Annotated in this window: 21 protein-coding genes and 2 tRNA genes; 3 read left to right on the forward strand and 20 right to left on the reverse strand. The window is 55.9% G+C overall.

The annotated features are described in order from the left end of the window. The first annotated feature begins 19 nt into the window (after positions 1-19). Positions 20-1,291, forward strand: a complete 1,272-nt coding sequence (locus AO726_RS18955; protein WP_058069674.1) for an Hsp70 family protein — start codon at positions 20-22, stop codon at positions 1,289-1,291. A 60-nt stretch (positions 1,292-1,351) separates the two neighbouring features. Here AO726_RS18955 and AO726_RS18960 read toward each other — a convergent pair whose 3' ends face one another. The 10 genes from AO726_RS18960 to rnr form a co-directional block, all read right to left on the reverse strand. Next, on the reverse strand, positions 1,352-3,652 hold the full coding sequence (locus AO726_RS18960) for a YgiQ family radical SAM protein (RefSeq protein ID WP_058069814.1): 2,301 nt from the start codon (positions 3,650-3,652) through the stop codon (positions 1,352-1,354). 236 nt (positions 3,653-3,888) lie between these two features. Then, on the reverse strand, positions 3,889-4,329 hold the full coding sequence (locus tag AO726_RS18965) for a hypothetical protein (RefSeq protein WP_058069675.1): 441 nt from the start codon (positions 4,327-4,329) through the stop codon (positions 3,889-3,891). A gap of 201 nt (positions 4,330-4,530) precedes the next feature. Further along, positions 4,531-5,610 carry an alanine racemase gene (alr, locus tag AO726_RS18970; RefSeq protein WP_058069676.1) on the reverse strand — a complete coding sequence of 360 codons (1,080 nt, stop codon included), beginning with the start codon at positions 5,608-5,610 and terminating at the stop codon, positions 4,531-4,533. 90 nt (positions 5,611-5,700) lie between these two features. After that, entirely contained in the window at positions 5,701-7,095 is a 1,395-nt protein-coding gene (gene dnaB, locus AO726_RS18975) for a replicative DNA helicase (protein ID WP_058069677.1), read from the reverse strand. 115 nt (positions 7,096-7,210) lie between these two features. Continuing rightward, entirely contained in the window at positions 7,211-7,657 is a 447-nt protein-coding gene (gene rplI / locus AO726_RS18980) for a 50S ribosomal protein L9 (protein WP_058069678.1), read from the reverse strand. A 21-nt stretch (positions 7,658-7,678) separates the two neighbouring features. After that, the gene (locus tag AO726_RS18985) at positions 7,679-8,572 is read right to left on the reverse strand and encodes a hypothetical protein (RefSeq protein WP_058069679.1); all 894 of its coding nucleotides are present in this window, start codon (positions 8,570-8,572) and stop codon (positions 7,679-7,681) included. Positions 8,573-8,608: 36 nt separating this feature from the next. Next, entirely contained in the window at positions 8,609-8,839 is a 231-nt protein-coding gene (gene rpsR, locus AO726_RS18990; protein WP_013793173.1) for a 30S ribosomal protein S18, read from the reverse strand. 28 nt (positions 8,840-8,867) lie between these two features. Continuing rightward, entirely contained in the window at positions 8,868-9,296 is a 429-nt protein-coding gene (gene rpsF / locus AO726_RS18995; protein WP_058069680.1) for a 30S ribosomal protein S6, read from the reverse strand. Between the two features lie 188 nt (positions 9,297-9,484). Next, on the reverse strand, positions 9,485-10,237 hold the full coding sequence (gene rlmB / locus AO726_RS19000) for a 23S rRNA (guanosine(2251)-2'-O)-methyltransferase RlmB (RefSeq protein ID WP_058069681.1): 753 nt from the start codon (positions 10,235-10,237) through the stop codon (positions 9,485-9,487). Continuing rightward, positions 10,234-12,792 (reverse strand): ribonuclease R, encoded by a 2,559-nt coding sequence (gene rnr / locus AO726_RS19005; protein WP_058069682.1) that lies wholly within the window; start codon positions 12,790-12,792, stop codon positions 10,234-10,236. The genes rlmB and rnr overlap by 4 nt, the downstream gene beginning before the upstream one ends. A gap of 197 nt (positions 12,793-12,989) precedes the next feature. On the opposite strand from rnr, the gene AO726_RS19010 reads away from it, so the two are divergent. Continuing rightward, a tRNA-Leu gene (locus tag AO726_RS19010) sits at positions 12,990-13,076 on the forward strand. A 78-nt stretch (positions 13,077-13,154) separates the two neighbouring features. Then, positions 13,155-13,241, forward strand: a tRNA-Leu gene (locus AO726_RS19015). A gap of 124 nt (positions 13,242-13,365) precedes the next feature. Here the strand turns inward: AO726_RS19015 and AO726_RS19020 are convergent. From AO726_RS19020 to AO726_RS19065, 10 genes are all read right to left on the reverse strand, one after another. Continuing rightward, positions 13,366-14,661: an adenylosuccinate synthase gene (locus tag AO726_RS19020; RefSeq protein ID WP_058069683.1), complete on the reverse strand. Its 1,296-nt coding sequence runs from the start codon at positions 14,659-14,661 to the stop codon at positions 13,366-13,368. A 63-nt stretch (positions 14,662-14,724) separates the two neighbouring features. Further along, positions 14,725-15,912 carry an ATP phosphoribosyltransferase regulatory subunit gene (locus tag AO726_RS19025; protein ID WP_058069684.1) on the reverse strand — a complete coding sequence of 396 codons (1,188 nt, stop codon included), beginning with the start codon at positions 15,910-15,912 and terminating at the stop codon, positions 14,725-14,727. A 37-nt stretch (positions 15,913-15,949) separates the two neighbouring features. After that, positions 15,950-16,135, reverse strand: coding sequence for a DUF2065 domain-containing protein (locus tag AO726_RS19030; RefSeq protein WP_058069685.1), 186 nt, complete (start codon positions 16,133-16,135; stop codon positions 15,950-15,952). Between the two features lie 102 nt (positions 16,136-16,237). Continuing rightward, on the reverse strand, positions 16,238-17,107 hold the full coding sequence (gene hflC / locus AO726_RS19035) for a protease modulator HflC (RefSeq protein ID WP_058069686.1): 870 nt from the start codon (positions 17,105-17,107) through the stop codon (positions 16,238-16,240). Then, positions 17,107-18,270, reverse strand: coding sequence for an FtsH protease activity modulator HflK (hflK, locus tag AO726_RS19040; RefSeq protein ID WP_058069687.1), 1,164 nt, complete (start codon positions 18,268-18,270; stop codon positions 17,107-17,109). The genes hflC and hflK overlap by 1 nt, the downstream gene beginning before the upstream one ends. A 96-nt stretch (positions 18,271-18,366) precedes the next feature. After that, a complete protein-coding gene (gene hflX, locus AO726_RS19045; RefSeq protein WP_058069688.1) occupies positions 18,367-19,668 on the reverse strand; it encodes a ribosome rescue GTPase HflX in 1,302 nt (433 codons plus the stop codon). A gap of 16 nt (positions 19,669-19,684) precedes the next feature. Further along, a complete protein-coding gene (hfq, locus tag AO726_RS19050) occupies positions 19,685-19,945 on the reverse strand; it encodes an RNA chaperone Hfq (protein WP_058069689.1) in 261 nt (86 codons plus the stop codon). Between the two features lie 98 nt (positions 19,946-20,043). After that, positions 20,044-21,018 carry a tRNA (adenosine(37)-N6)-dimethylallyltransferase MiaA gene (gene miaA / locus AO726_RS19055; protein ID WP_058069690.1) on the reverse strand — a complete coding sequence of 325 codons (975 nt, stop codon included), beginning with the start codon at positions 21,016-21,018 and terminating at the stop codon, positions 20,044-20,046. Positions 21,019-21,051: 33 nt separating this feature from the next. Then, positions 21,052-22,944, reverse strand: coding sequence for a DNA mismatch repair endonuclease MutL (mutL, locus tag AO726_RS19060; protein WP_058069691.1), 1,893 nt, complete (start codon positions 22,942-22,944; stop codon positions 21,052-21,054). Continuing rightward, the gene (locus AO726_RS19065) at positions 22,941-24,353 is read right to left on the reverse strand and encodes an N-acetylmuramoyl-L-alanine amidase (protein ID WP_058069815.1); all 1,413 of its coding nucleotides are present in this window, start codon (positions 24,351-24,353) and stop codon (positions 22,941-22,943) included. Before AO726_RS19065 ends, mutL begins: the two co-directional genes overlap by 4 nt. Between the last annotated feature and the right edge of the window lie 6 nt (positions 24,354-24,359).

Here is a 24,359-nt window from a genome sequence, read left to right on the forward strand (position 1 = left end):
TTTTTTCAGGATGCGTTGCATGCCCCTCAACCTCCCAGCCCGCGCCTGTGGGATCGACTTCGGCACCTCCAACTCCACCGTTGGCTGGCTGCGCCCAGGCGAAGAAACCCTACTTCCACTCGAAGATGGCAAGATCACCCTGCCCTCCGTAGTCTTCTTCAATACCGAAGAACGCCGCCCCGTATTCGGCCGTCTGGCTCTGCACGAATACCTGGAAGGCTACGAAGGACGCCTGATGCGCTCACTGAAGAGCTTGCTGGGCAGCAAACTGCTTAAAAGTGAAACCACCGTTCTGGGCAGCGCCCTGCCGTTCAAAGACCTGCTGGGTTTCTTCATTGGCGAGCTCAAAGCCCGTGCCGAAGCCATTGCCGATCGCCCGTTTGAACAGGTCGTACTGGGGCGTCCCGTGTTCTTTGTGGATGACGATCAAGAAGCGGATCAGGAAGCCGAGAACACGCTGATCGCGGTCGCAAGCAAGCTCGGCTTCAAAGATATCTCCTTCCAGTACGAACCCATCGCGGCTGCCTTTGACTACGAGTCCGGCATTGAGCGTGAAGAGTTGGTACTGATTGTGGATATTGGCGGCGGCACGTCTGACTTCTCTCTGGTACGTCTGGCCCCGGAACGACGCAGCGTAGCCGATCGCCAAAGCGATATCCTCGCCACCGGCGGTGTGCATATTGGTGGTACTGACTTCGATAAACAGCTGTCGCTTGCTGGCGTCATGCCGTTGTTCGGTTACGGCAGCCGGATGAAAAGCGACGCTCCGATGCCAACCAGCACGCACCTGAACCTGGCCACCTGGCACACCATCAACGCAGTATATTCCGCACAGTCCCAGCGCCAGTTGCAGAGCATGCGTTACGACATTGTCGACCCGACCGGCATCGATCGCCTGTTTAAGCTGATCGAGCGCCGTGAAGGCCACTGGCTGGCAATGGAAGTGGAAGAAAGCAAAATCGCCCTGACCGAACAAGCGACCCGACCGATAGACCTGGGGCGTATCGAGAGCAATCTCAGCGCCGACCTCACTCGCCCGCTGTTCGAGAACGCCATCGAACCCTTGCTGGAGCGCGTTCGTGCCAGCATTACCGATTTGCTCAAGCAGGCGGGTGTCGGCCTTGAGCAGGTCGATACCTTGTTCTTCACCGGCGGTTCCAGCGGTATTCCAGCTCTGCGCCAGAGCGTGGCAGCTATGCTGCCCAATGCCCGTCATGTTGAAGGCAATACATTCGGCAGCATCGGCACTGGCCTGGCCATTGAAGCCTACAAACGCTACGGCACAGTCTGAGAGAGTAATACCCAATAAAAAACACCAGCTCAAGGCTGGTGTTTTTTATTGTCTCGATAATCAGCGTGGAGCGACGGGCTTACGGCTCGGTTTCTTGCCCGTTTTCTTACCAGCCCCTGCACGCTCCCTCGCAGCCTGCTGATTACGCGCCTCAGCGGCGGCCTTGGCCTGCTCACGCTTATCCCACGGTTTACTGCCATCACTGCCACGCGGCGGCAGGCCGGTGTGCTGAGTCAGGATACGGGTAGTGTCCTTACCAACCTTCTTGCTGCCTGCCGGTGTGGAGTTCTTGCGACGGGCACTCTGATAGCTGTCAGTAGCAGGCTGATGCAGCGGAATCAGTTGATGCTTGCCTGAGCCAATCAAATCCCCACGCCCCATGCGCAACAAGGCTTCACGCAGCATCGGCCAGCCTTTAGGGTCGTGATAACGCAGGAAGGCTTTGTGCAGACGGCGCTGAGCCTCACTCTTAACGATGGTCACACCGTCACTCTTATACGAAACCTTACGCAGCGGGTTCTTACCTGAGTGATACATCGCAGTAGCTGTGGCCATCGGCGACGGATAGAACGCCTGCACCTGATCAGCGCGGAAGCCGTTGGACTTAAGCCACAGCGCCAGGTTCATCATGTCTTCGTCAGTCGTGCCCGGATGCGCAGCAATAAAGTACGGGATCAGGTACTGCTCTTTGCCGGCCTCTTTCGAATACTTCTCGAACATGCGCTTAAAGCGGTCATAGGTACCGATGCCCGGCTTCATCATCTTGGTCAGCGGGCCTTCCTCGGTGTGCTCCGGCGCAATCTTGAGGTAACCACCGACGTGGTGGGTCACCAGCTCCTTCACATACTCCGGCGACTCAACTGCCAGGTCATAACGCAGACCGGAGGCAATCAGAATCTTCTTCACACCCGGCAATGCACGGGCACTGCGGTACAGCTGAATCAGCGACGAATGGTCGGTGTTCAGGTTCGGGCAGATGCCCGGAAAGACGCAGGACGGCTTACGGCACGCGGATTCAATCTCCGGACTCTTACAAGCGATGCGGTACATATTCGCCGTAGGCCCGCCAAGGTCGGAAATGACTCCAGTAAAGCCCGGCACCTTGTCACGGATTTCTTCGATCTCGCGAATGATCGACTCTTCCGAACGGTTCTGAATGATCCGGCCTTCGTGCTCAGTAATAGAACAGAAGGTGCAGCCGCCAAAACAACCACGCATGATGTTGACCGAGAAACGGATCATCTCGTAGGCCGGAATCTTCTCCTTGCCGTACGCCGGGTGCGGCACACGCTGATAAGGCATGCCAAACACATAGTCCATTTCTTCAGTGGTCATCGGCACTGGCGGCGGGTTCAGCCAGACGTCCACATCACCGTGCTTCTGCACCAACGCACGAGCGTTGCCAGGGTTGGTTTCCAAGTGCAGGACACGGTTGGCGTGGGCGTACAGCACCGCGTCATTACGTACCTTCTCCATGGATGGCAGGCGGATAACGGTTTTGTCGCGGGTCATGCGCGGGCTTTCCAGAATCTGCACAACCTTAGCTTCGTTAGGGTCCTCCTGCGGACCTTTTTCCTGTTCGATGGCGCAGGCCGCAGTGTCCTGAGTATTTACATACGGGTTGATGATTTTATCGACCTTGCCCGGACGATCGATGCGGGTCGAATCCACCTCGTACCAGCCCTTCGGCGTGTCACGACGAATAAACGCAGTACCGCGCACATCGGTGATGTCCTCAACCTTCTCGCCCCAAGACAGGCGCTGCGCCACCTCAACGATTGCCCGCTCGGCGTTGCCGTACAACAGAATATCGGCGCAGGCGTCGATCAGAATCGAGTTGCGGACTTTGTCTTGCCAGTAATCGTAATGAGCGATCCGGCGCAGCGAAGCCTCAATACCGCCCAACACGATTGGTACATGCTTGTAGGCTTCTTTGCAGCGCTGGCTGTAGACCAGGCTGGCGCGATCCGGACGCTTACCGGCCAAACCGCCCGGCGTATAGGCATCGTCCGAGCGCATTTTCTTGTCAGCGGTGTAGCGGTTGATCATCGAGTCCATGTTGCCGGCGGCCACACCGAAGAACAGGTTCGGCTCACCCAGCTTCATAAAGTCGTCTTTCGACTGCCAGTTCGGCTGAGCAATGATGCCCACACGGAAGCCCTGAGCCTCAAGCAAACGCCCGATAATGGCCATACCGAAGGATGGATGATCAACGTACGCGTCACCGGTCACGATGATGATGTCGCACGAATCCCAGCCTAATTGATCCATCTCCTCCCGGCTCATCGGCAGGAACGGAGCAGGACCAAAGCACTCGGCCCAGTACTTGGGATAATCAAACAATGGCTTGGCGACTGGCATGGACATGGGGAAGTGACCGGCGATAACAAACAAGGAGGGAAAAAGCGGGCGCGGAATATAGCACAAATTTTGACCAAATCCGACCTTAACACTTGGATAAGTCTAGTGCTTGTTTCAGATCAGGGGAGAACTAGGGGATTGGCCTTGGAGAGCCAGCAGCAGGCCAGTAGAGGGCCCAGCGAAGGTAAACGGAGAGTCTGCAGTAGGCGGGGCGCTAGGCCCCACCCTCACACCAATCAACGAATATTGTTGATGGTGCCTTTGTTACCGGTCACGGTTACGTCAACTTTCTTGAAGATGAAGTAATCCTTGACGTTGACCTCGTAGCGCGGCGCTACGATCAGGTCAGCATTGGAACCTTTAACGGCTTTGTAAGCAGCAGCCGACTTAACCGAGGAAACCGGATCAAACGCAGCCAGGCTCATGCCGCCACCGCTTTCAGCGCCGTAAGTTACGCCGTCAGCAAACTGGCTGTCGCCACCGAATTTCAGAACACCGAACAGGATGTTGACCTGAGACTGACCACGGATGGTCTCACCAACAGTCACGTCTGCTTTCAGGTCAGTTTTTACAGCGCCGGCAACCGGGGCGATCGGCTGGCTGACGTTGAGGCTGGTGCAGCCTGTAGTCAGAGCCAGAGCGGAAACCAGTGCTGCTGTAGACAAAATGCTTTTCATGCTTACTCCTTAGCGTGCATTTATGGCCCAAATTGGGCGCAGCGAATCTAGTCTGCTCGCCGGAGTACCTAAACCCCACACTCACTCTAAATGGGACGCTCCCCACACCCTGACAACACGACCCAGCCAGTAATTCGTGCCAGGTCTTAAATCGGGACACTTAGGAAGTTTCCCATGCAGCACTCAATTGATGCCCGCTACTCAGTTCGCAAAATAGCGCCGCGTGACACGCGAAGTGACTTTACTCAACAACTCATATCCAATGGTTCCGGCAGCTCTGGCTACCTCGTCTACTGACAGATGCTGGCCCCACAGCTCAACCGTGTCACCGACCTGCGCATCAGGTGCATCAGTCAGATCCACACTTAACAGATCCATCGAAACCCGCCCAACCAGCGGCACACACTGCCCCCTCACCCACACCGGCGTGCCTGAAGGTGCATGGCGGGGATAACCGTCAGCATAACCGCAACTGACCGTCCCGATTCGCGACGGCCGCTGAGCTTTCCAGATCGCGCCATAACCGACTGACTCGCCAACCGACACATCCCGACAACCCAACAGCTCGCCTTGCAAGGTCATTACCGGACGCAAACCCAGTTCGGCTGCGGAGATATCTGCAAACGGGCTGGCCCCATACAGCATGATCCCAGGCCGCAACCAGTCCATGTGCGCAGCCGGAATGGTCAGAATGGCTGCCGAGTTGGCAAGGGAGCGCTGTGCAAAGTTCAGATCAAGCAGACCTAGAAAAGCCTCCAGCTGATCCTCAGTCTGCTCACAGCCGCGCTCATCGGCACAAGCTAAGTGACTGATAAGATTCAACTCAGCCACCTGCTCCGCCGCCTGCATGCGCGGATACAGCGCACGCACCGCCTCCCCGGCAAAGCCCAAACGGTGCATGCCACTGTCCAGCTTCCACCAGACATTCAGCGGGCGCGGTAACTTACTCTCGAGCAACTGCTCAAGCTGACGCGGGCTGTGCACCACCACATCCAGGCCAAGCTGGGCCGCATACTGATATTCCGCCGCAGCAAAGCAGCCCTCCAACAACATCACCCTGGCACCGGCATGTAGCGCCCGTACCTCAGCGGCCTCCTCCAGGCTGGCAACAGCAAACCCTTCCACATCATCATGCAGTGCGGTGACAACCTCCCGTACACCATGGCCATATGCATTAGCCTTCACCACCGCAAAAATCTTCCGTCCTGGCGCACAACGCCTGACGACCGAAGCGTTATGACGGACTGCAGCAAGGTTGATGGTGGCGGCTAATGGGCGCATAAATACTCATCCTCAAAGCAAACGGGCGACCAGTTTAACCACTGGTCGCCCGTTTTCATTGATCTGGCACGGTATGTTTGGCCCCGCCGATCAGTCCTCATCAAACTGATAGATGCCCGGTGCAAGGTTCTCGAAACGCGAGTAGCGCCCCAAGAACGCCAACCGGGTCGTACCGATCGGGCCGTTACGCTGCTTACCGATGATGATTTCAGCCACCCCCTTGTATTCGGTCTCGGGGTGATAAACCTCATCCCGGTACACAAACATAATGATGTCGGCGTCCTGCTCGATCGCACCGGATTCACGCAAGTCGGAGTTGACCGGACGCTTGTTTGGGCGCTGCTCAAGAGAGCGGTTTAGCTGCGACAGCGCAATCACCGGGCAGTTAAATTCTTTAGCCAGTGCCTTTAGGGAGCGGGAAATCTCAGAGATCTCGTTTACCCGACTGTCGCCGCTTGATCCCGGGATCTGCATCAGCTGAAGGTAGTCGACCATGATCAGAGCGATCTCACCATGCTCACGCGCCAGGCGTCGGGTACGTGCACGCATTTCTGATGGCGAAATACCCGCGGTATCGTCGATAAACAACTTACGGTCATTAAGCAGGTTAACTGCCGAAGTCAGACGCGGCCAATCGTCATCATCCAACCGCCCCGCACGCACTTTGGTCTGGTCGATCCGCCCCAAAGAAGCCAGCATACGCATCACGATAGAGTCGGCGGGCATCTCCAGTGAGAACACAACCACCGCCTTATCAGTACGCAGAACGGCGTTTTCCACCAAGTTCATGGCAAATGTGGTTTTACCCATCGAGGGACGACCCGCCACAATAATCAGGTCGGCGGGCTGTAGGCCGCTGGTCTGTGCATCCAGGTCAGTAAAGCCGGTAGACAAACCTGTAATCGCATCCCCTGCATTGAACAGCTCGTCGATGCGGTCGATGGTTTTCACCAAGATGTCATTAATACCAACCGGACCGCCTGTCTTTGGACGAGCCTCGGCAATCTGGAAAATCAGTCGCTCGGCTTCATCCAGAATTTCTTCACCGGTTCGCCCCTGAGGCGAATAGGCGCTATCAGCAATCTCACCACTGATACTGATCAATTGGCGCAACGTGGCGCGCTCACGAATGATCTGCGCGTAGGCTTTGATGTTGGCAACCGAAGGGGTGTTTTTTGCCAGCTCACCGAGATAAGCCAAACCACCGACTTCCGCCAACTGCCCTTCCTTGTCCAGCTGCTCGGACAAGGTCACAACGTCAAACGGGTGGTTACGCTCTGCAAGCTTGAAGATGGCACGGAAGATCAGCCGATGGTCATGCCGATAAAAATCACCATCAGACACTGCATCCAGCACCCGCTCCCAGGCATTGTTGTCGAGCATCAGACCGCCCAGCACCGCTTGTTCAGCTTCGATCGAGTGCGGTGGCACCTTCAGCGAAGATGTTTGCAGGTCGTACTGTTCCGGCAGATTGATCTCGTTCATAAGGTCCTGAATAACTTACTGCTTAATAAAAACAAAGGGCACGGCATCACTCTCGCAATGCCGTGCCCGATGTTAGCGGGCTCACACCTGAGTGCAAGCCCAGACTGCGGTTTGCTTAGGCAGCAACCACAACAACCTTAACGGTTGCTTCAACGTCGCTGTGCAGGTGCAGAGCAACATCGTATTCGCCAACTTGACGAATAGTGCCGTTCGGCAGACGCACTTCAGCTTTGGCCACTTCAACACCGGAAGCAGTCAGAGCGTCAGCGATGTCGTGAGTACCGATGGAGCCGAACAGTTTGCCCTCATCACCAGCAGTAGCAGTGATGGTGACTTCCAGTTCAGCCAGCTGAGCAGCGCGAGCTTCAGCAGCGGCTTTCTTATCGGCAGCCAGTTTTTCCAGCTCAGCGCGACGAGCTTCGAACGCAGCAACGTTTTCAGCGGTAGCGGCGGTGGCTTTGCCTTGCGGCAGCAGGTAGTTACGGCCGTAACCAGCCTTAACTTTTACTTTATCGCCCAGGTTGCCCAGGTTGGCGATTTTTTCCAGCAGGATCAGTTCCATTTGGTATTAACCTCTTAACTTTTAACCTTCACCGTTCGTGGAGCCAGGGCGTTGTTGGCGCTCAAAACGACCACGAAAATCAAGCAGACTGTCGACAATGGCCAAAACCACCAGTAACGGATAAGTCAGCTGTCCAACCAGCAACAGCGTGATGTACATCCCCACCAACCAGAACCTTGCCATTCGGCCCTGCGCAACCAGCCCATGCATCAGGGCGGCACCCGCGAAGGCCAGCGGCACGGTACTCAGCGGCGTCAGCATCGCCAGTTCGGGGCCGATGTTCGGTCCCACCAGCATGCACACCAACAGCAGTACAGCAGCTGCAGGAGGGAGGCGCAGCTCGCGAAACTCGCGACCAAAACCTCCCGGGTTGTACAACTCCGCCTGCCAGAAGCGCCCGAGCACCAGGCACAACAGGCTGACGACCTGCAACAACGCCGCAATCAATCCGGTCAGCACCGGTGCAATCAGGCTGTCTAAACGGGCTCGCTCTTCCACCGACATCTGTTGGTGAATGCCATCCAGCATCTGCGGTACATGCTTCTGCAACTCTACCGCCATCGCATCGATGGGCTCACGAAACACCGAGTTAAGAATCAACCCGTACACCAGGCCAAGCGCTAAGCTGCAGAGCAGCACACGGTTCCAAGACATGCTGGCGCGTAACAACATCGCCAGCCCCAACGTACCCACCAATACCAACAGGGTGCGTGGTTCCCCGAAATACAACCAGCCAATGGCTGGCAACAGGGCCCAGACGAGGATGCCTGCAGCATCTCTCCAACCGCGCCGCAGAAGCACCAGGCTTCCGGCGGCAGCACTTAACCAGAACAGCAGCGGCAATGCCGCAGAAACTACAACCACCAGAGTGGCCTGCATACGGCCGCGCATAATGAACTCAGCTAAAGCGCGCATGCATGTTATCCCTTACTACTTTGTCGAAAGCTGGTCTCAGCGGCCGTGGCTGTCGGTGTAAGGCAGCAGGGCCAGGAAGCGGGCACGCTTGATAGCAGTGGCCAGCTGACGCTGATAACGAGCCTTGGTACCGGTGATACGGCTTGGAACGATTTTGCCGGTTTCCGAGATGTAGGCTTTCAGGGTGTTGAGATCTTTGAAATCGATCTCTTTCACGCCTTCAGCGGTGAAACGGCAGAATTTACGACGACGGAAGAAACGTGCCATGACAGTGGCTCCTCAATAGATCCGTGGATTACTCGTCAGCGTCAGCGTTGTCGCTGTCGTTGCTGTCGCTGTCATCGCCGTCTACAGAGTCGGCATGCTCAGGACGCTCACGACGCTCACGGCGCTCGCTGCGGTTTTCTTCGGCCTTCAGCATCTCGGACTGCTCAGTAACAGCTTCGTCGCGACGGATGACCAGGTTACGGATCACTGCATCGTTGTAACGGAAGTTGTCTTCCAGCTCGGCCAGAGCCTTACCGGAGCACTCAACGTTCAGCAGGACGTAGTGAGCTTTGTGGACGTTGTTGATGGCGTAAGCCAGCTGACGACGGCCCCAATCTTCCAGGCGGTGGATTTTGCCGCCGTCTTCTTCGATCAGCTTGGTGTAACGCTCAACCATGCCGCCGACTTGCTCGCTCTGGTCCGGGTGAACCAGAAAGATGATTTCGTAATGACGCATAAATGCTCCTTACGGGTTGTAGCCTGCCACGTGATTGCGGTCAGGCAAGGAGTGAATGACTCTGTATGTCTTGCAGAAATAACAGGGCGCAAAAGCGCCTGCCATTACGGCAAGGGGCGACATTCTAGTGAAGCCCCCTGTCGCACGCAAGGAAAACTGGCGATTATTTGTACAACTAAGCGCGATACTCAGCCCTTAGAGCTGAGTTTGCGTTGGCGCACCGCCTCAAACAGGCAAACCCCTGTTGCCACCGAGACATTGAGGCTACTGACGCTACCCGCCATAGGCAGCTTCACTAGGTAGTCACAGTGTTCACGGGTCAGACGGCGCATGCCTTTGCCTTCAGCCCCCATGACCAGCACTGTCGGCCCGGTCATATCCTGCTGATACAACTCCCGCTCAGCCTCACCAGCTGTTCCGACAATCCACAGACCGCGCTGCTGAAGCTTCTCCAGCGTGCGCGAAAGATTAGTCACTGCCACCAGAGGGATCACCTCCGCCGCACCGCACGCCACTTTACGCACAGTAGCATTCAGGGTGGCCGACTTATCCTTAGGCACGATGACCGCATGCACGCCCGCCGCATCAGCGGTACGCAGACACGCACCAAGATTATGCGGATCAGTCACACCATCGAGAACCAGCAACAGCGGCGCGCCAGAAGTGCGATCCAGCAACTCATCGAGCATGGCCTCACCCCAGACTTGGCTCGGACTAACCTCAGCCACCACCCCCTGATGCACACCCTCGACCCAAGCATCCATCTCACGGCGCTCGCATTGCCCCACAGCAACCCGCGCTTCACCCGCCAGCCCCAGCAAGGCCTGAACACGTGGATCATTGCGCCCCTCAGCCAGCCAAATCTGCTTAACCCGCTTGGGATGATGACGCAGCAGAGCCTCAACCGCGTGCACACCGTAAATCTTTTCCAACTGACTCATGACTTCGCCTTACGTTTACGTGCACCACCCGCAGGCGCTGCAGCAGCACTGGAACCCTTACGGTGACCACTGGACTTGCCAGCTTTGCCCACACGCTTGCTAGCTCCAGTGCCTTTCTCTGCACTGTTCTTCTTCGCACCCTTGCCTTTGGACTCATCCAGCAATGACTTCTTGATCGCCCGACTCTTCTCAACATCGGTATTCGCGACAGTCTTACGCTCCTTGCGTCGCGCATCACGATCCTGAGCTGACTCAAAACCACCGCGGCGCGCCCCTTTTTCAGCAGGCGCGGAAGTACGGCTATCCGCGAGTTCGAAGTCAATCTTGCGCTCATCCAGATCAACCCGCATGACCTTGACCTGCACACTGTCGCCCAGACGGAAACTGCGCCCATTGCGCTCACCCGCCAGACGATGATGCACGGGATCAAAGTGGTAATAGTCTGCAGGCAGCGCCGTTACGTGCACCAGGCCTTCTACATAGATGTCCTGCAACTCCACAAACAGACCGAAACCGGTTACTGCAGTGATGACACCCGCAAAAGTTTCTCCCACCCGGTCGCGCATAAACTCGCACTTGAGCCAGTTCACGACATCTCGAGTAGCCTCATCGGCCCGTCGCTCAGACATTGAGCACTGCTCACCCAACTGTTCCAGAGACGCATCATCGTATGGATAGATACGCGCCTTCGGCATGATCGCAGCACCGGCGCGCTGAACATGCGGAGTCTCGCGCTTGGAGCGGATCACACTGCGAATCGCCCGATGAATCAGCAAGTCTGGATAACGGCGAATCGGCGAGGTGAAATGGGCATACGCTTCATAATTGAGGCCGAAGTGCCCCTGATTGTCCGAGCTATACACCGCCTGACTTAACGAGCGCAGCATAACAGTCTGAATCAGATTGAAATCCGGACGCTCACGAATGCTTTCCAGCAGCAACTGGTAGTCCTTCGGCGAAGGGCCATCGGTTGACTTGCCACGATGCAGGCTTAAGCCTAACTCACCCAAAAACGCGCGAAGCTTCTCTACACGCTCAGCCGGCGGTGCATCGTGAACACGATACAACGCCGGAATCGAATGCTCCTGCATAAAGGCAGCAGTCGCGACGTTGGCCGCCAGCATGCATTCCTCAATCAGACGGTGCGCATCGTTACGCTGAGTCGGCCGAATCTCCGCAATCTTGCGCTCGGAGCCAAAGATGATCCGGGTCTCCTGGGTTTCAAAATCAATCGCACCGCGCTCATGACGAGCCGCCAATAACACCTGATAGAGCGAATAAAGCTGCTTGAGATGCGGCAGGACCTCTTTGTATTCAGAACGCAGCGCCTTGCCTTCAGTACTCTTAGACTGCTCCAGCATGGCGCTGACTTTGTTGTAAGTCAGGCGCGCATGGGAGTGGATAACCGCCTCATAGAACTGATAGCCAGTCATCTTGCCGGTCTTCGAGATTGTGATCTCGCAGACCATAGCCAGACGATCAACATGCGGATTAAGCGAGCACAGGCCGTTGGACAGCTCCTCCGGCAGCATCGGAATGACCCGCTCAGGGAAATACACCGAGTTACCACGCTGCTGCGCTTCAGCATCCAGCGCCGACCCCACTTTCACATAATGGGAAACGTCAGCGATGGCCACATACAGCTTCCAACCACCTGACAGCAACCGCCAGCTACGGCCGCTCTTCTCGCAGTAGACCGCATCATCAAAATCGCGAGCATCTTCACCGTCGATGGTTACAAACGGCAGGTGACGCAGATCGACGCGCTTCTCTTTGTCCTTCCCTTCAACATAGGACTTGAGTTTGCGCGCTTCTTTGATCACTGCCTCAGGCCAGACATGAGGAATGTCGTAGCTGCGCAGAGCCACATCAATCTCCATCCCTGGCGCCATATAGTTGCCAATGACTTCGACCACATCGCCCTGCGGCTGAAACCGCTGAGTCGGCCAATGAGTAATCTTCACCTCAACGAACTGGCCGATGCGTGCGCCACCATTGCGCCCTGCCGTTACCAGCACCTCTTGCTGAATTTTTGGATTATCAGCTACGACATAGCCGATACCGCTTTCTTCGAAGTAGCGACCGACTATTGTTTCGTGGGCACGGGAGATTACCTCAACCAGCACCCCCTCACGACGCCCACGGCGGTCCAGACCGGAAACACGCGCTAAAGCGCGATCACCATCAAACACCAAGCGCATTTGCGCCGGACTCAGGAACAGGTCATCCGAACCATCATCCGGAATCAAAAAGCCGAAGCCATCGCGATGACCGCTAATTCGCCCCAGAATCAGATCTAACTTGTCCACCGGAGCATAAGTGCCTCGGCGCGTATAAATAAGCTGACCATCACGCTCCATCGCTCTCAGGCGACGGCGCAAGGCTTCAAGTTGGTCATCACTGACCAGGCCAAACTCTTCTGCCAGCACTTCGCGGGCTGCAGGAGAGCCTCGGTCAGACAAGTGCTGCAGAATCAGCTCACGGCTGGGGATAGGGTTTTCATATTTTTCCGCTTCACGAGCGGCCTCGGGATCGAGGGATTGCCAATCGGCCATTAGAAAGGATTCACCTGTTTATAAGATCGGAATGTCTTGTCTCTATTGAAGCGCGAAAACCCATCGGGGTCAGCTTTTTAAGAATAATTTTTTTATCTTCAGGGGTTTACAAGATATCGAACCCCCCGTATAGTTCGCGCCCACAGCGTCACACAGACGTTGTAACACGAAACAGATGAACACTCATCGGTTTCAGTGCCCAGGTGGCGGAATTGGTAGACGCGCTGGTTTCAGGTATCAGTGGTGGCAACACCGTGGAAGTTCGAGTCTTCTCCTGGGCACCAAATTCAACGAAACGATTTTAATCGGTTCGTCGTTTAAACGGACGCAAATACTCCGGTCGTTTTTGACAAAGATTGCATGCCCAGGTGGCGGAATTGGTAGACGCGCTGGTTTCAGGTATCAGTGGTGGCAACACCGTGGAAGTTCGAGTCTTCTCCTGGGCACCAATTCATAAAAAACCGAGTTTAGGCTCGGTTTTTTATTGCCTGCGATTTTTAATCTCCCCTGCCGATTAAATTACAGCCAATAAAAAAGGCCGCTATTCAGCGACCTTCTTTATTACAGCTGCAATCAGGCAAACGGATGGCGCAGCACGATAGTCTCGTTACGATCCGGCCCAGTGGAAACGATATCGATCGGCGCACCCACCAACTCTTCCACACGCTTGATGTAGGCCAAGGCATTTGCCGGCAACTCATCCAAGCTCTTGATACCCACAGTTGACTCAGCCCAGCCCGGCATTTCTTCGTAGACCGGCTGCAGGCCGATATAGCTATCCGCATCTGTTGGCGCATCTTTCAACAGGTTGCCGTCAGCATCTTTATAGCCAGTACAAATGTGCAGAGTTTCCAAACCATCCAGCACGTCCAGCTTGGTCAAGCACAGACCGGAGATGCTGTTGATTTCGATGGCGCGACGCAGAATCACAGCATCGAACCAGCCGCAACGACGCGCACGACCAGTCGTAGAACCAAACTCATGCCCCTGCTTAGCCAGGTGCGCACCGATGTCATCAAACAACTCAGTCGGGAACGGACCAGACCCCACACGCGTGGTGTATGCCTTGGTAATACCCAGGATGTAGTCGATATACATCGGACCAAAACCGGAACCCGTGGCAATACCACCAGCAGTGGTGTTTGAGCTGGTCACAAACGGATACGTACCATGGTCGATATCCAGCAGCGATCCCTGCGCACCTTCGAACATGATGTCTTTACCCTCACGACGCATGTCGTGCAGAACAGCAGTGACATCACCCATCATCGGGCGCAACTGCTCAGCGTATTCCATGCACTCATCCAGTGTTTTCTGGAAGTCGATAGCAGGCTCTTTGTAGTAATTAACCAGTACGAAGTTGTGGTAGTCCAGCAGCTCACCGAGCTTGGAGGCAAAACGCTCACGATGGAACAAATCACCAACACGCAGACCGCGACGAGCAACCTTGTCTTCGTATGCTGGGCCGATACCACGACCTGTCGTGCCGATTTTGGCGTCACCACGCGCCTTTTCACGAGCCTGATCCAACGCCACGTGGAAAGACAGAATCAGTGGGCAAGAAGGACTGATGCGCAGACGCTCACGCACCGGCACACCCTTCTCTTCCAGCTTAGCGATTTCACGCATCAGCGCGTCCGGCGCAACAACAACGCCGTTACCAATCAAGCACTGCACGTTTTCACGCAAGATACCGGAGGGAATCAGGTGCAAAACGGTTTTCTCGCCGTCAATTACCAGCGTGTGTCCCGCATTGTGGCCGCCCTGATAGCGCACAACAGCAGCAGCCTGTTCAGTCAGCAGGTCGACGATCTTGCCCTTACCCTCGTCACCCCACTGAGTACCCAGAACCACGACATTCTTGCCCATTACACTAACCCTCTTCACAAACTTGATGCCGGCCGCAGCCGGCGGAAACTTTCGCCACGCGGCTCAGGCCGACAATTCAGCCAACTGCCAGCGACCATCACGCAACAACAACTGACGATCACAACCAGCAGCCTTCGCATCCGCTACATCCTGCCCCGGCAATGCCTGGACGACACGCAGCCCCTCAAGACGCAAACGCTGAATCGCCTGCCACAAAAACACATCATGATTATCCGGTGCCCACACACCCGCCGGCTCTTCGTCCAGCGACATTTGACCGAGACTAACCAGCGTCTTCAGGTCAGTGGAGAATCCTGTGGCCGGACGCGCGCGACCGAAATCGGCCCCGATATCGTCGTAGCGACCACCCTGGGCAATGGCATAACCCACTCCCGGAACAAACGCAGCAAACACCACACCCGTGTGGTAGTGATAGCCACGCAGCTCGCCCAGATCAAAATACAACGGTAATTCCGGATAACGCAGACTAAGCGCATCAGCAATCGCCATCAGCTCATCCAGAGCCTGGTGAACATCTTCGGGCGCCTCAACCAAGCAGGCCTGAGCCAGATCCAGCACTTCGCGACCGCCACACAGATCACTCAGGGCGCGAATCATCTTGCCCAAATCGTCCGGGAGCGAAGCGGTCAGCTCAACAATTTCATCAATCGCTTTGCGCTGCAGCGCATCGAACAGTTGCTGCTCGACCTCGCGGGACAACTTCGCAGCACGGGCAAGGCCACGGTAAATACCGACATGCCCAACATCCATATGCACATCAGGCACTGCCGCCAGCTCCAAGGTGCTGACAAGCAGACTAATAACTTCCACGTCACTAGCCGGACTGGCATCGCCATACAGCTCTGCACCCAACTGAATAGGACTGCGTGAAGTCGTGAGCGGGCGAGGTTTGGCATGCACGACACTGCCGGCATAGCACAGACGGCTCGGCCCTTCGCGACGCAGGGTATGAGCATCAATACGCGCCACCTGCGGCGTAATATCCGCCCGGAACCCCATCTGCCTGCCAGACAGCGGGTCCGTCACTTTCAAAGTACGCAGATCAAGATCCTGGCCTGCACCAGTGAGCAGCGATTCCAGGTACTCGATATGAGGTGTGACTACAAATTCATATCCCCAGCGCTGGAACAAATCCAACACCTGACGACGCGCCACCTCAATACGCCCTGCGTACGGCGGCAGTACTTCTTCGATGCCATCTGGCAGCAGCCAGCGGTCTACCGTTGCCATTTCGCCATTCCCCTCTTCAACCGGGCGGCACAAGCCTTCAGTGAAGCCAATATAGAAGAGCCACTCCCAGCAACATGCTGGTCAGCCCCATGATACGCAGTTGCCGATCGGACAGCCGAATCAGCTGCCACAGCGTTGAACGCCAGCCCCGCGGGCTCAGGAAGGGCAGGATGCCTTCCAGCACAAGCACAAGACACAGCGCTATGCCCAGTTCCTGCCACATGCTTCCCTCAGACGCAAAAAAGCCGGGATTTTCCCGGCTGCCGCATGATAACACGTTTTCAACAAGGATCACCCCGGCGGCGAACCGCCGGGGACAATCATCTTATGGATTGGCTTTTTTCAGGAAACGGAAGAAATCGCTCTTCGGATCCAGAACCAACACGTCCTGCTTGCTGGCAAAGCTCTCACGATAAGCCTGAAGGCTGCGGTAGAACGAATAAAACTCCGCATCTGCACCGTAAGCTTTGGCATAGATTGCAGCCGCTTGGGCATCACCCTCACCGCGCAACTCCTCAGCCTTACGATAGGCCTCAGCCAACAGCACCCGGCGCTGACGATCAGCATCAGCACGAATACCTTCAGCCAGCTCCTTACCTTTGGCGCGATGCTCACGAGCCTCACGCTCACGCTCGGAACTCATTCGATCGAATACGCTGCGGTTGACTTCCTTCGGCAGGTCAATGGCTTTGACACGCACGTCCACTACCTCAATACCCAACTCACGGTGAGCGGCACGATTGAGCGAAGCGGTTACATCAGCCATCAATGCATCGCGCTCACCGGAAACCGACTCATGCAGAGTGCGCTTACCAAACTGGTCACGCAACGACGCCTCAAGACGACGCGCAAGACGCTCATCAGCGATCTGCTTCATGCCCGATGTTGCGGTGTAGTACGCCTCAGCATCCATTACCCGCCACTTGGCGAACGCATCCACCATCAACGCCTTCTTCTCCAACGTCAGGAAGCGCGAACTAGTCGAATCCAGCGTCAGCAGGCGGCCATCAAACTTACGCACCTGGTTAACGTAAGGAATTTTCACATGCCAGCCAGGCTTGACGTCCGGTTGGACAATCCGACCGAACTGCAGCAAAACTGCACGCTCAGTTTGCGAGACGATGTAGAAACTGTTCCAAGCAACGATTGCCAGAACAACTGCAACAATCAGGGCAACCAGAGATTTATTGCTCATCAACGGCTCTCCCTTGTACGCAACTCAACCTGACGCGGATCAATGGTCACACGCGACGGCACCTGATCAGCACCACTAACAGTCGAAGGCGCTACACCAGCAGAGGAACTGCTACGGCCATCAACCATCTTGTCCAGAGGCAGGTACAACAGGTTGTTCTGACCGTTTTCACCTGTCACCAACACCTTACTGGTGTTGCTCATCATCTCTTGCATGGCGTCCAGATACAGACGTTCACGGGTTACTTGCGGGGCCTTACGGTACTCCGCCACCAGAGCAGTAAAGCGATCAGCCTCACCCTGAGCGCGAGAAACGACTTCATCGCGATAACCACTGGCATCCTCGATCAAACGCTGAGCCTGACCACGCGCTTCCGGTACCACACCGTTGGCATAGGTTTCAGCTTGGTTTTTCTCACGCTGCTCGTCTTCACGGGCACGGATTACATCGTCAAAGGCTTCCTGCACCTCACGCGGTGCCGCGGCACTTTGCAAGTTCACCTGAGTTACAGAAATGCCGGTGCCATAGGTGTCCAGGAACCGCTGCAGGCGCTCCTTAACCTCAACAGCCATTTGCTCACGACCTTCCGTCAGCACCTGATCCATCTCAGTCGAACCCACGACGTGACGCACCGCACTGTCAGTGGCGTGCTGCAAGCTCACCTCAGGCTGATCAACATTGAGGACAAAGTCTTTCAGGTTGTTGATCTTGTACTGAACCGTCAGTGGCACCTCGATGATGTTCTCATCCTCGGTCAGCATCTGCCCCTGCTTGGTATAAGCACGCTCACGGGTGACGTTTTCCTGGAACTTGCGATCAAACGGCGGGAAGTAGATATTCAGGCCCGGACCGACTGTTTCGTAGTACTTTCCAAGACGCAGAATGACTGCCTGCTCCTGCTCGTCAACGACGTAGATTGCACTGTACAACCACATCACAAGCAGAATGCCCAAACCCACAAACAGCATGCCAAAGCCACCGCCCTTGCCAGAGCTGGCTTCGCCGCCACGTTTTTTACCGCCGCCGAACATACCATTCAGGTTGTCCTGCAGCTTGCGGAAGGCCTCATCAATATCCGGCGGCCCCTTGCGGTCACCGTTATTTTTGCGGCCACCCCATGGATCCTGGTTATTCGAATTGCCACCCGGCTCATTCCAAGCCATAGCGCTCTCCATCTAATAAAGCAAAGACGCACCCACGGCGCGCCCACCAATGCTACAGAATGCATGCAACCAGCGCTAAATTCGCTGGCATGGGCTTTATTGCAAAGTGTGTTGCTCAATAAAATCCGGCGGACTAAACCCTTCACGACTTACCAGTCGATTCAGCTCAGTCGTCGGCAACCGCACTTCTAACAGGCTACTGCCATCATCAGCATGGGACTCACGCTGCACAGCCCCCAGTGAAAACAACTGCGCACGCAACCGCCCCATACGCTGCGGAAGTTGCAATGTACCGACAAAGAGATCATTACCCAAGAGCTCTGCAATCGCCTGGCGCAACAACGGCAACCCACGCCCATCACGAGCCGAGAGCCAAACCCGTTGCGGCTTACCATTGGCATCCCGCTGAATCTGTGGCTCAACACCCTCCAATAGGTCCAGCTTGTTGTAGACCTCTAAAATAGGCAGCTCATGAGCGCCGATCTCACCCAGCACAGCCAGCACCTGCTCGATCTGCTGATCACGCTCCGGCTCATGCGAGTCAATCACATGCAGCAGCAAGTCCGAGTTACTGGACTCCTCAAGCGTAGCGCGAAATGCCTCAACCAGCTTGTGCGGCAAATGGCGGATGAAGCCCACCGTATCAGCGAGCACGACTGGTCCCAGATCATCGAGTTCCAAGCGGCGCAGCGTCGGATCAAGGGTCGCAAATAACTGATCTGCTGCGTAAACCTCGGATGTTGTCAAAGCGTTGAACAACGTTGACTTGCCGGCGTTGGTATAGCCAACCAGAGAAACCGAGGGAATATCTGCGCGCTGGCGACCACGACGCGCCTGCTCGCGCTGGCTACGAACCTTTTCAAGTTTCTGCTTGATCTGGCGCATGCGAACACGCAGAAGGCGGCGGTCAGTTTCGAGCTGGGTTTCACCCGGCCCACGCAGACCGATACCGCCCTTCTGTCGTTCAAGGTGAGTCCAGCCACGAACAAGGCGTGTACTCATATGATCGAGCTGGGCCAGCTCGACCTGCAGTTTGCCCTCATGGGTACGGGCGCGCTGAGCAAAAATGTCGAGAATCAGACCGGTACGGTCCAAAACCCGACATTCGAATGCACGCTCAAGGTTACGCTCCTGACTGGGAGTCAGAACGTGATTGAAGATGACCAAGTCAGCCTCTGTGGCCTTGACCTGCTCACGCAACTCTTCAACCTTACCGGTACCAATAAGATACTTAGCCGCCAGCTTATTACTCGGGATACTGAAAAACGCTACCGTTTCAGCCCCAGCGGACAGCGCTAACTCCTGGAACTCCTGCGGATCCTCGCTCGCCTCGGAATTTTGACCATCCAGATGTACAAGGATGGCCCGATCTCCACCTTCATGGCGTTCGAAGAACAATGCAGCCCCCTAAAAGTCAGGCGTTACCAGCGTCAGCATCAGACTGTTCGGTCTCACCGGCGGTAGGCAGGCGTACCGGACGGCTTGGCACTACGGTAGAAATAGCGTGTTTGTAGACCATCTGGCTGACAGTGTTTTTCAGCAAAATCACGAACTGGTCGAAAGATTCGATCTGGCCCTGAAGCTTAATGCCATTAACCAAATAGATAGAAACCGGTACGCGTTCCTTACGCAAGGTATTCAGGTAAGGGTCTTGTAGCGAATGCCCTTTTGACATGTGCCGCACTCCTTTAAGGATCAATTTTCAATAATTTATATAAACCAACAACGGCATAGAGCTGTCTAGCACAATGGCTGACAGCAATCGGCAGGGTCCTAATGCAATATGGAGACGCCGGCCAAGTATTTCAAGGCTCGCGACAGATTGTCGCAATCACTGCTATCCAGCCAGTGAACATTCTGCCAACTGCGCAACCAAGTGAATTGACGCTTAGCTAACTGCCGCGTAGCAATAATTCCACGCTCACACATCAGCTCTTCACTTAGGTCGCCATCCAGATATTCCCACACCTGGCGGTAGCCTACTGCTCTTATAGACGGCAATCCGGTATGCAAGTCACCTCTTTGCCGCAATTTTTCGACCTCAGCCACGAGCCCCTGTTCCAACATGAGTCTAAATCGCAGTGCAATTCGCTCATGCAGCAGCTGTCGCTGGGCCGGTGCAATGGCTATTTGGGCGACAGTATAGGGGAATTGTGCCGAGCTCGACGCATTTACCGCTGTATTTTCCTTTACTTGACGTAACCGATGCTCGGTCATGCTCAGTCCACTTACATGATAGACCTCCAGCGCACGTATCAAGCGCTGGGGATCATTAGGGTGGATTCGCAGTGCCGATTCAGGATCAACCTGCTGTAACTCATGATGCAATGCTTCTAGCCCTTGAGCCTGAGCTAGGGCCTCAAGCCGGGCGCGAACAGCTGGATCGGCGCTGGGCATGTCAGCCAAACCTTCCAGCAATGCTTTGAAATACAACATGGTCCCGCCCACCAGCAGCGGGATACGACCTCTAGCGGTGCTGTCAGCCATGGCGACTAGCGCATCCGTACGAAATTCAGCAGCAGAATAGCTTTGCGCCGGGTCGCGGATATCAATCAGCTGATGCGGGAATTCGGCCAGAGTCGCCTTGTCCGGCTTGGCTGTACCAATGTCCATCTCGCGATAGATAAGCGCAGAATCGACGCTGATCAGATCACAAGGCAGCACTCGCGCTAGCTCTATGGCCAGATCGGTTTTACCAGCCGCTGTTGGCCCCATCAGGAATATTGCAGGCGGAAGGGCCTGGGTCATACAAAAAATCTCTGGATAAAAAGATGCAACGACCTAGCGGCCGCGCATAAACAGCTTGTCGAGGTCATCCATGCCCAGTTGCGTCCAAGTCGGACGACCATGGTTGCACTGACCACTGCGTTCAGTGCTTTCCATATCACGGAGCAACGCATTCATTTCAGGAATGGTCAGGCGGCGATTGGCGCGCACTGCACCGTGACACGCCATGGTTGCCAGCAACTCATTCAAATGCGCCTGAATCCGGTCTGTGGTGCCATATTCCAGTAAATCACCAAGGACATCCTGCACCAGTCTGGTCGCTTCAGCCTGTTTGAGCAGGGCCGGAATTTGTCGGATGGCTAAGGTTTCCGGGCCAAGGCGCTGAAGTTCAAAACCCAGCTTCTGGAACCACTCAGCGTGCTCCTCAGCACAGTCGGCCTCTCGCTGGCTGACTGCAATCGACTCAGGCACCAGTAATGGCTGGCCTCGCAAGCCCTCGCTAGCCATAGCCAGCTTGAGGCGCTCATAGGTAATTCGCTCATGAGCGGCATGCATATCCACTAGCACCATGCCCTGGACATTCTCAGCCAGGATGTAGACCCCCTTCAGCTGCGCAATGGCATAGCCAAGTGGCGGTACATCGCCCTGCGCCTCAGGCAGAGCGACAGGTGCTGCCTGAGACGAGGAAGGCGTATTGAGCGGTGCATAAAACTCACGGTAAGCCCCTCTACTTTCCTCAACCGGCACTACAGGCGCCGGACGCGGTGCCTGATAGCCAGCTCCCGCCGAGCGCCAGGCAGGCTCGGGCGAAGGTGAAGATTCGAGCAGCGTTGCCGACAATCCAATCTCACCTTGCGGACCGAACTCACCAGCCGCTGCACCAGTGACCCTGACCACTTCATGCACAGCAGCGGGCGGTGCCAGTTGATCTTCCGGACGAACCTCGCCCAAAGCACGATGCAACGTGCCATACAGGAAGTCGTGGACCATTCGACTGTCACGGAAACGTACTTCATGCTTGGTCGGATGCACGTTTACGTCGACCACGCCCGGATCAATTTCCAAAAACAGCACAAAGGTCGGATGCCGGCCATTGAACAGCACATCACGGTAGGCCTGACGCACCGCATGGGCGACTAGCTTGTCGCGCACCATGCGCCCATTCACATAGAAATACTGAAGGTCCGCCTGGCTGCGGGAAAAGGTCGGCAAACCCACCCACCCCCACAAATGCAGGCCATTACGCTCAATATCGATAGGCAATGCCTGCTCAAGAAATGCCTGACCACAGACCGCAGCCACCCGACGCGCCCGGCTGACTTCGTCCCGCGCCTCATGCAGATTGAGGATGGACTTGCCGTTATGGCGCAGGTTGAACGCCACATCAAAGCGGGCCAGCGCCAAACGCTTGATGACTTCCTGCAGGTGATCGAACTCGGTTTTCTCGGTCTTAAGAAACTTGCGTCGCGCCGGGGTGTTGAAAAACAGGTCGCGCACCTCTACCGAGGTGCCCACCGGGTGAGCTGCAGGCTGAACCCGCGCCTCCATTTCCCGCCCTTCAGTCTCAACCTGCCAAGCCTGGTCTGCCTCAGCAGTACGCGATGTCAGAGTCAGACGCGAAACTGAACTTATGGACGCTAGTGCTTCGCCGCGAAAGCCCAGGCTCATCACATGTTCCAGATCCTCAAGATCACGGATTTTGCTGGTGGCGTGACGCGCCAGAGCAAGCGGCAGATCGTCTGCCGGTATGCCACCACCATCGTCACGCACCTTGAGCAGCTTGATGCCACCCTGCTCAACATCCACCTCAATGCGCTTTGCGCCAGAGTCGAGACTGTTCTCCAGCAACTCCTTAATGACGGAGGCAGGCCGCTCAACCACCTCGCCCGCAGCAATCTGGTTGGCCAAGCGCGGGCTGAGTAACTGAATACGAGACACGTCACTCATGGCTGTGCCGCCAGAGAAGTTGCCGGAATCTGCAACTTCTGCCCGACTTTGATCACGTCATTCTTCAGCGAGTTAGTCGAACGCAAAGTGGACAAAGGCACCTGATAGCGTTGAGCAATCAGAGCTAGGCTTTCACCGGAACTAACCACATGCTCACGCGGCCCCATGGCGATCTGGCCACTGTCGCGCAAATAGGCGATGTAAGTGCCAGGCGGTGGGTTCTCATGGAAGAACTGTTTCACACCGGTGACGATTGAACGGCTCAGAGCCTGCTGATGACTAACAGTAGCCAGCTTTTTTGCCTCGTTCGGATTGGAGATAAATCCAGTCTCGACCAAAATTGATGGAATATCCGGAGACTTCAGCACCATAAAGCCAGCCTGTTCGACACGTCGCTTGTGCAGCGAGGTCACTCGCCCCATGTTGCTCAACACTTTGTTGCCAACATTGAGACTTGAGGACATGGAAGCGGTCATCGACAGATCCAGCAGCACCCCAGCCAACATACGGTCTTTGTCGTCCAGGCTCACGTTACCGACACCACCAATCAAGTCAGACTGGTTTTCGGCATCAGCCAGCCAACGGGCGGTTTCGGAGGTAGCGCCTCGATCCGACAGCGCATACACCGATGCTCCAAAGGCTGATGAACGCGGGGCCGCATCCGCATGGATGGAGACGAACAGATCAGCACCTTTTTTGCGGGCGATCTCAGTACGTTTGCGCAGCGGAATAAAGTAGTCACCGGTACGCACCAACTCACCCCGGAAGCCGCGCTCGGCGTTGATCTGACGCTGCAACTCGCGGGCAATGGCCAGGGTGACGTGCTTTTCATACTGTCCTTTAACCGGCGACAGCGCGCCCGGGTCTTCGCCGCCGTGACCGGCATCAATCGCGATGACAACGTCACGCTTACCGTTAGGCACAGGAGTGAGCTTTTGCGGGGCCTGAGTCGGCGTCACCGGAACCGGCGGTTTGCTGGCCGCACTGGCAACAGGCGTGGACGGTGCCGGCGCGTCATCAAACAGATCGACCACCAGGCGGTGTCCGTACTGCTGGTTAGGTGCCAAGGTAAAGCTCTTCGGCGAAACGGGCTTTGCCAGGTCGATCACCACCCGCAGCTCATCGGCGGTGCGCTGAGCCGAACGTACACCGGTAATTGGGGTATTAGCCAATGCCAACTGATCGAGACGCGTTGCCAGTTTGGCGCCTTTAACATCGATCACAATGCGATTGGGCGCTGCCAGCTGGAACACGCTGTGCTGAACCGGGCCCGACAAGTCAAAGACCAGTCGAGTGTTATCCGGTGCACGCCACAGACGCACACTGCGCACATCCGATGCAGCAACGGCCTCAAATGTCAGACACAGCAAGGCCATTGCCAAAGCAATGAAACGTGCGCGTTTGCGCATAGGCAA

Source organism: Pseudomonas sp. TTU2014-080ASC (assembly GCF_001446935.1).
In the GTDB taxonomy this organism is placed as follows: Bacteria; Pseudomonadota; Gammaproteobacteria; order Pseudomonadales; family Pseudomonadaceae; genus Aquipseudomonas.

Coding starts and splice junctions, on each gene's coding strand:
- AO726_RS18955 (WP_058069674.1), top strand. CDS start 20: ATGCCCCTCAACCTCCCAGCCCGCGCCTGTGGGATCGACTTCGGCACC.
- AO726_RS18960 (WP_058069814.1), bottom strand. CDS start 3,652: ATGCCAGTCGCCAAGCCATTGTTTGATTATCCCAAGTACTGGGCCGAG.
- AO726_RS18965 (WP_058069675.1), bottom strand. CDS start 4,329: ATGAAAAGCATTTTGTCTACAGCAGCACTGGTTTCCGCTCTGGCTCTG.
- alr (WP_058069676.1), bottom strand. CDS start 5,610: ATGCGCCCATTAGCCGCCACCATCAACCTTGCTGCAGTCCGTCATAAC.
- dnaB (WP_058069677.1), bottom strand. CDS start 7,095: ATGAACGAGATCAATCTGCCGGAACAGTACGACCTGCAAACATCTTCG.
- rplI (WP_058069678.1), bottom strand. CDS start 7,657: ATGGAACTGATCCTGCTGGAAAAAATCGCCAACCTGGGCAACCTGGGC.
- AO726_RS18985 (WP_058069679.1), bottom strand. CDS start 8,572: ATGCGCGCTTTAGCTGAGTTCATTATGCGCGGCCGTATGCAGGCCACT.
- rpsR (WP_013793173.1), bottom strand. CDS start 8,839: ATGGCACGTTTCTTCCGTCGTCGTAAATTCTGCCGTTTCACCGCTGAA.
- rpsF (WP_058069680.1), bottom strand. CDS start 9,296: ATGCGTCATTACGAAATCATCTTTCTGGTTCACCCGGACCAGAGCGAG.
- rlmB (WP_058069681.1), bottom strand. CDS start 10,237: ATGAGTCAGTTGGAAAAGATTTACGGTGTGCACGCGGTTGAGGCTCTG.
- rnr (WP_058069682.1), bottom strand. CDS start 12,792: ATGGCCGATTGGCAATCCCTCGATCCCGAGGCCGCTCGTGAAGCGGAA.
- AO726_RS19020 (WP_058069683.1), bottom strand. CDS start 14,661: ATGGGCAAGAATGTCGTGGTTCTGGGTACTCAGTGGGGTGACGAGGGT.
- AO726_RS19025 (WP_058069684.1), bottom strand. CDS start 15,912: ATGGCAACGGTAGACCGCTGGCTGCTGCCAGATGGCATCGAAGAAGTA.
- AO726_RS19030 (WP_058069685.1), bottom strand. CDS start 16,135: ATGTGGCAGGAACTGGGCATAGCGCTGTGTCTTGTGCTTGTGCTGGAA.
- hflC (WP_058069686.1), bottom strand. CDS start 17,107: ATGAGCAATAAATCTCTGGTTGCCCTGATTGTTGCAGTTGTTCTGGCA.
- hflK (WP_058069687.1), bottom strand. CDS start 18,270: ATGGCTTGGAATGAGCCGGGTGGCAATTCGAATAACCAGGATCCATGG.
- hfq (WP_058069689.1), bottom strand. CDS start 19,945: ATGTCAAAAGGGCATTCGCTACAAGACCCTTACCTGAATACCTTGCGT.
- miaA (WP_058069690.1), bottom strand. CDS start 21,018: ATGACCCAGGCCCTTCCGCCTGCAATATTCCTGATGGGGCCAACAGCG.
- mutL (WP_058069691.1), bottom strand. CDS start 22,944: ATGAGTGACGTGTCTCGTATTCAGTTACTCAGCCCGCGCTTGGCCAAC.
- AO726_RS19065 (WP_058069815.1), bottom strand. CDS start 24,353: ATGCGCAAACGCGCACGTTTCATTGCTTTGGCAATGGCCTTGCTGTGT.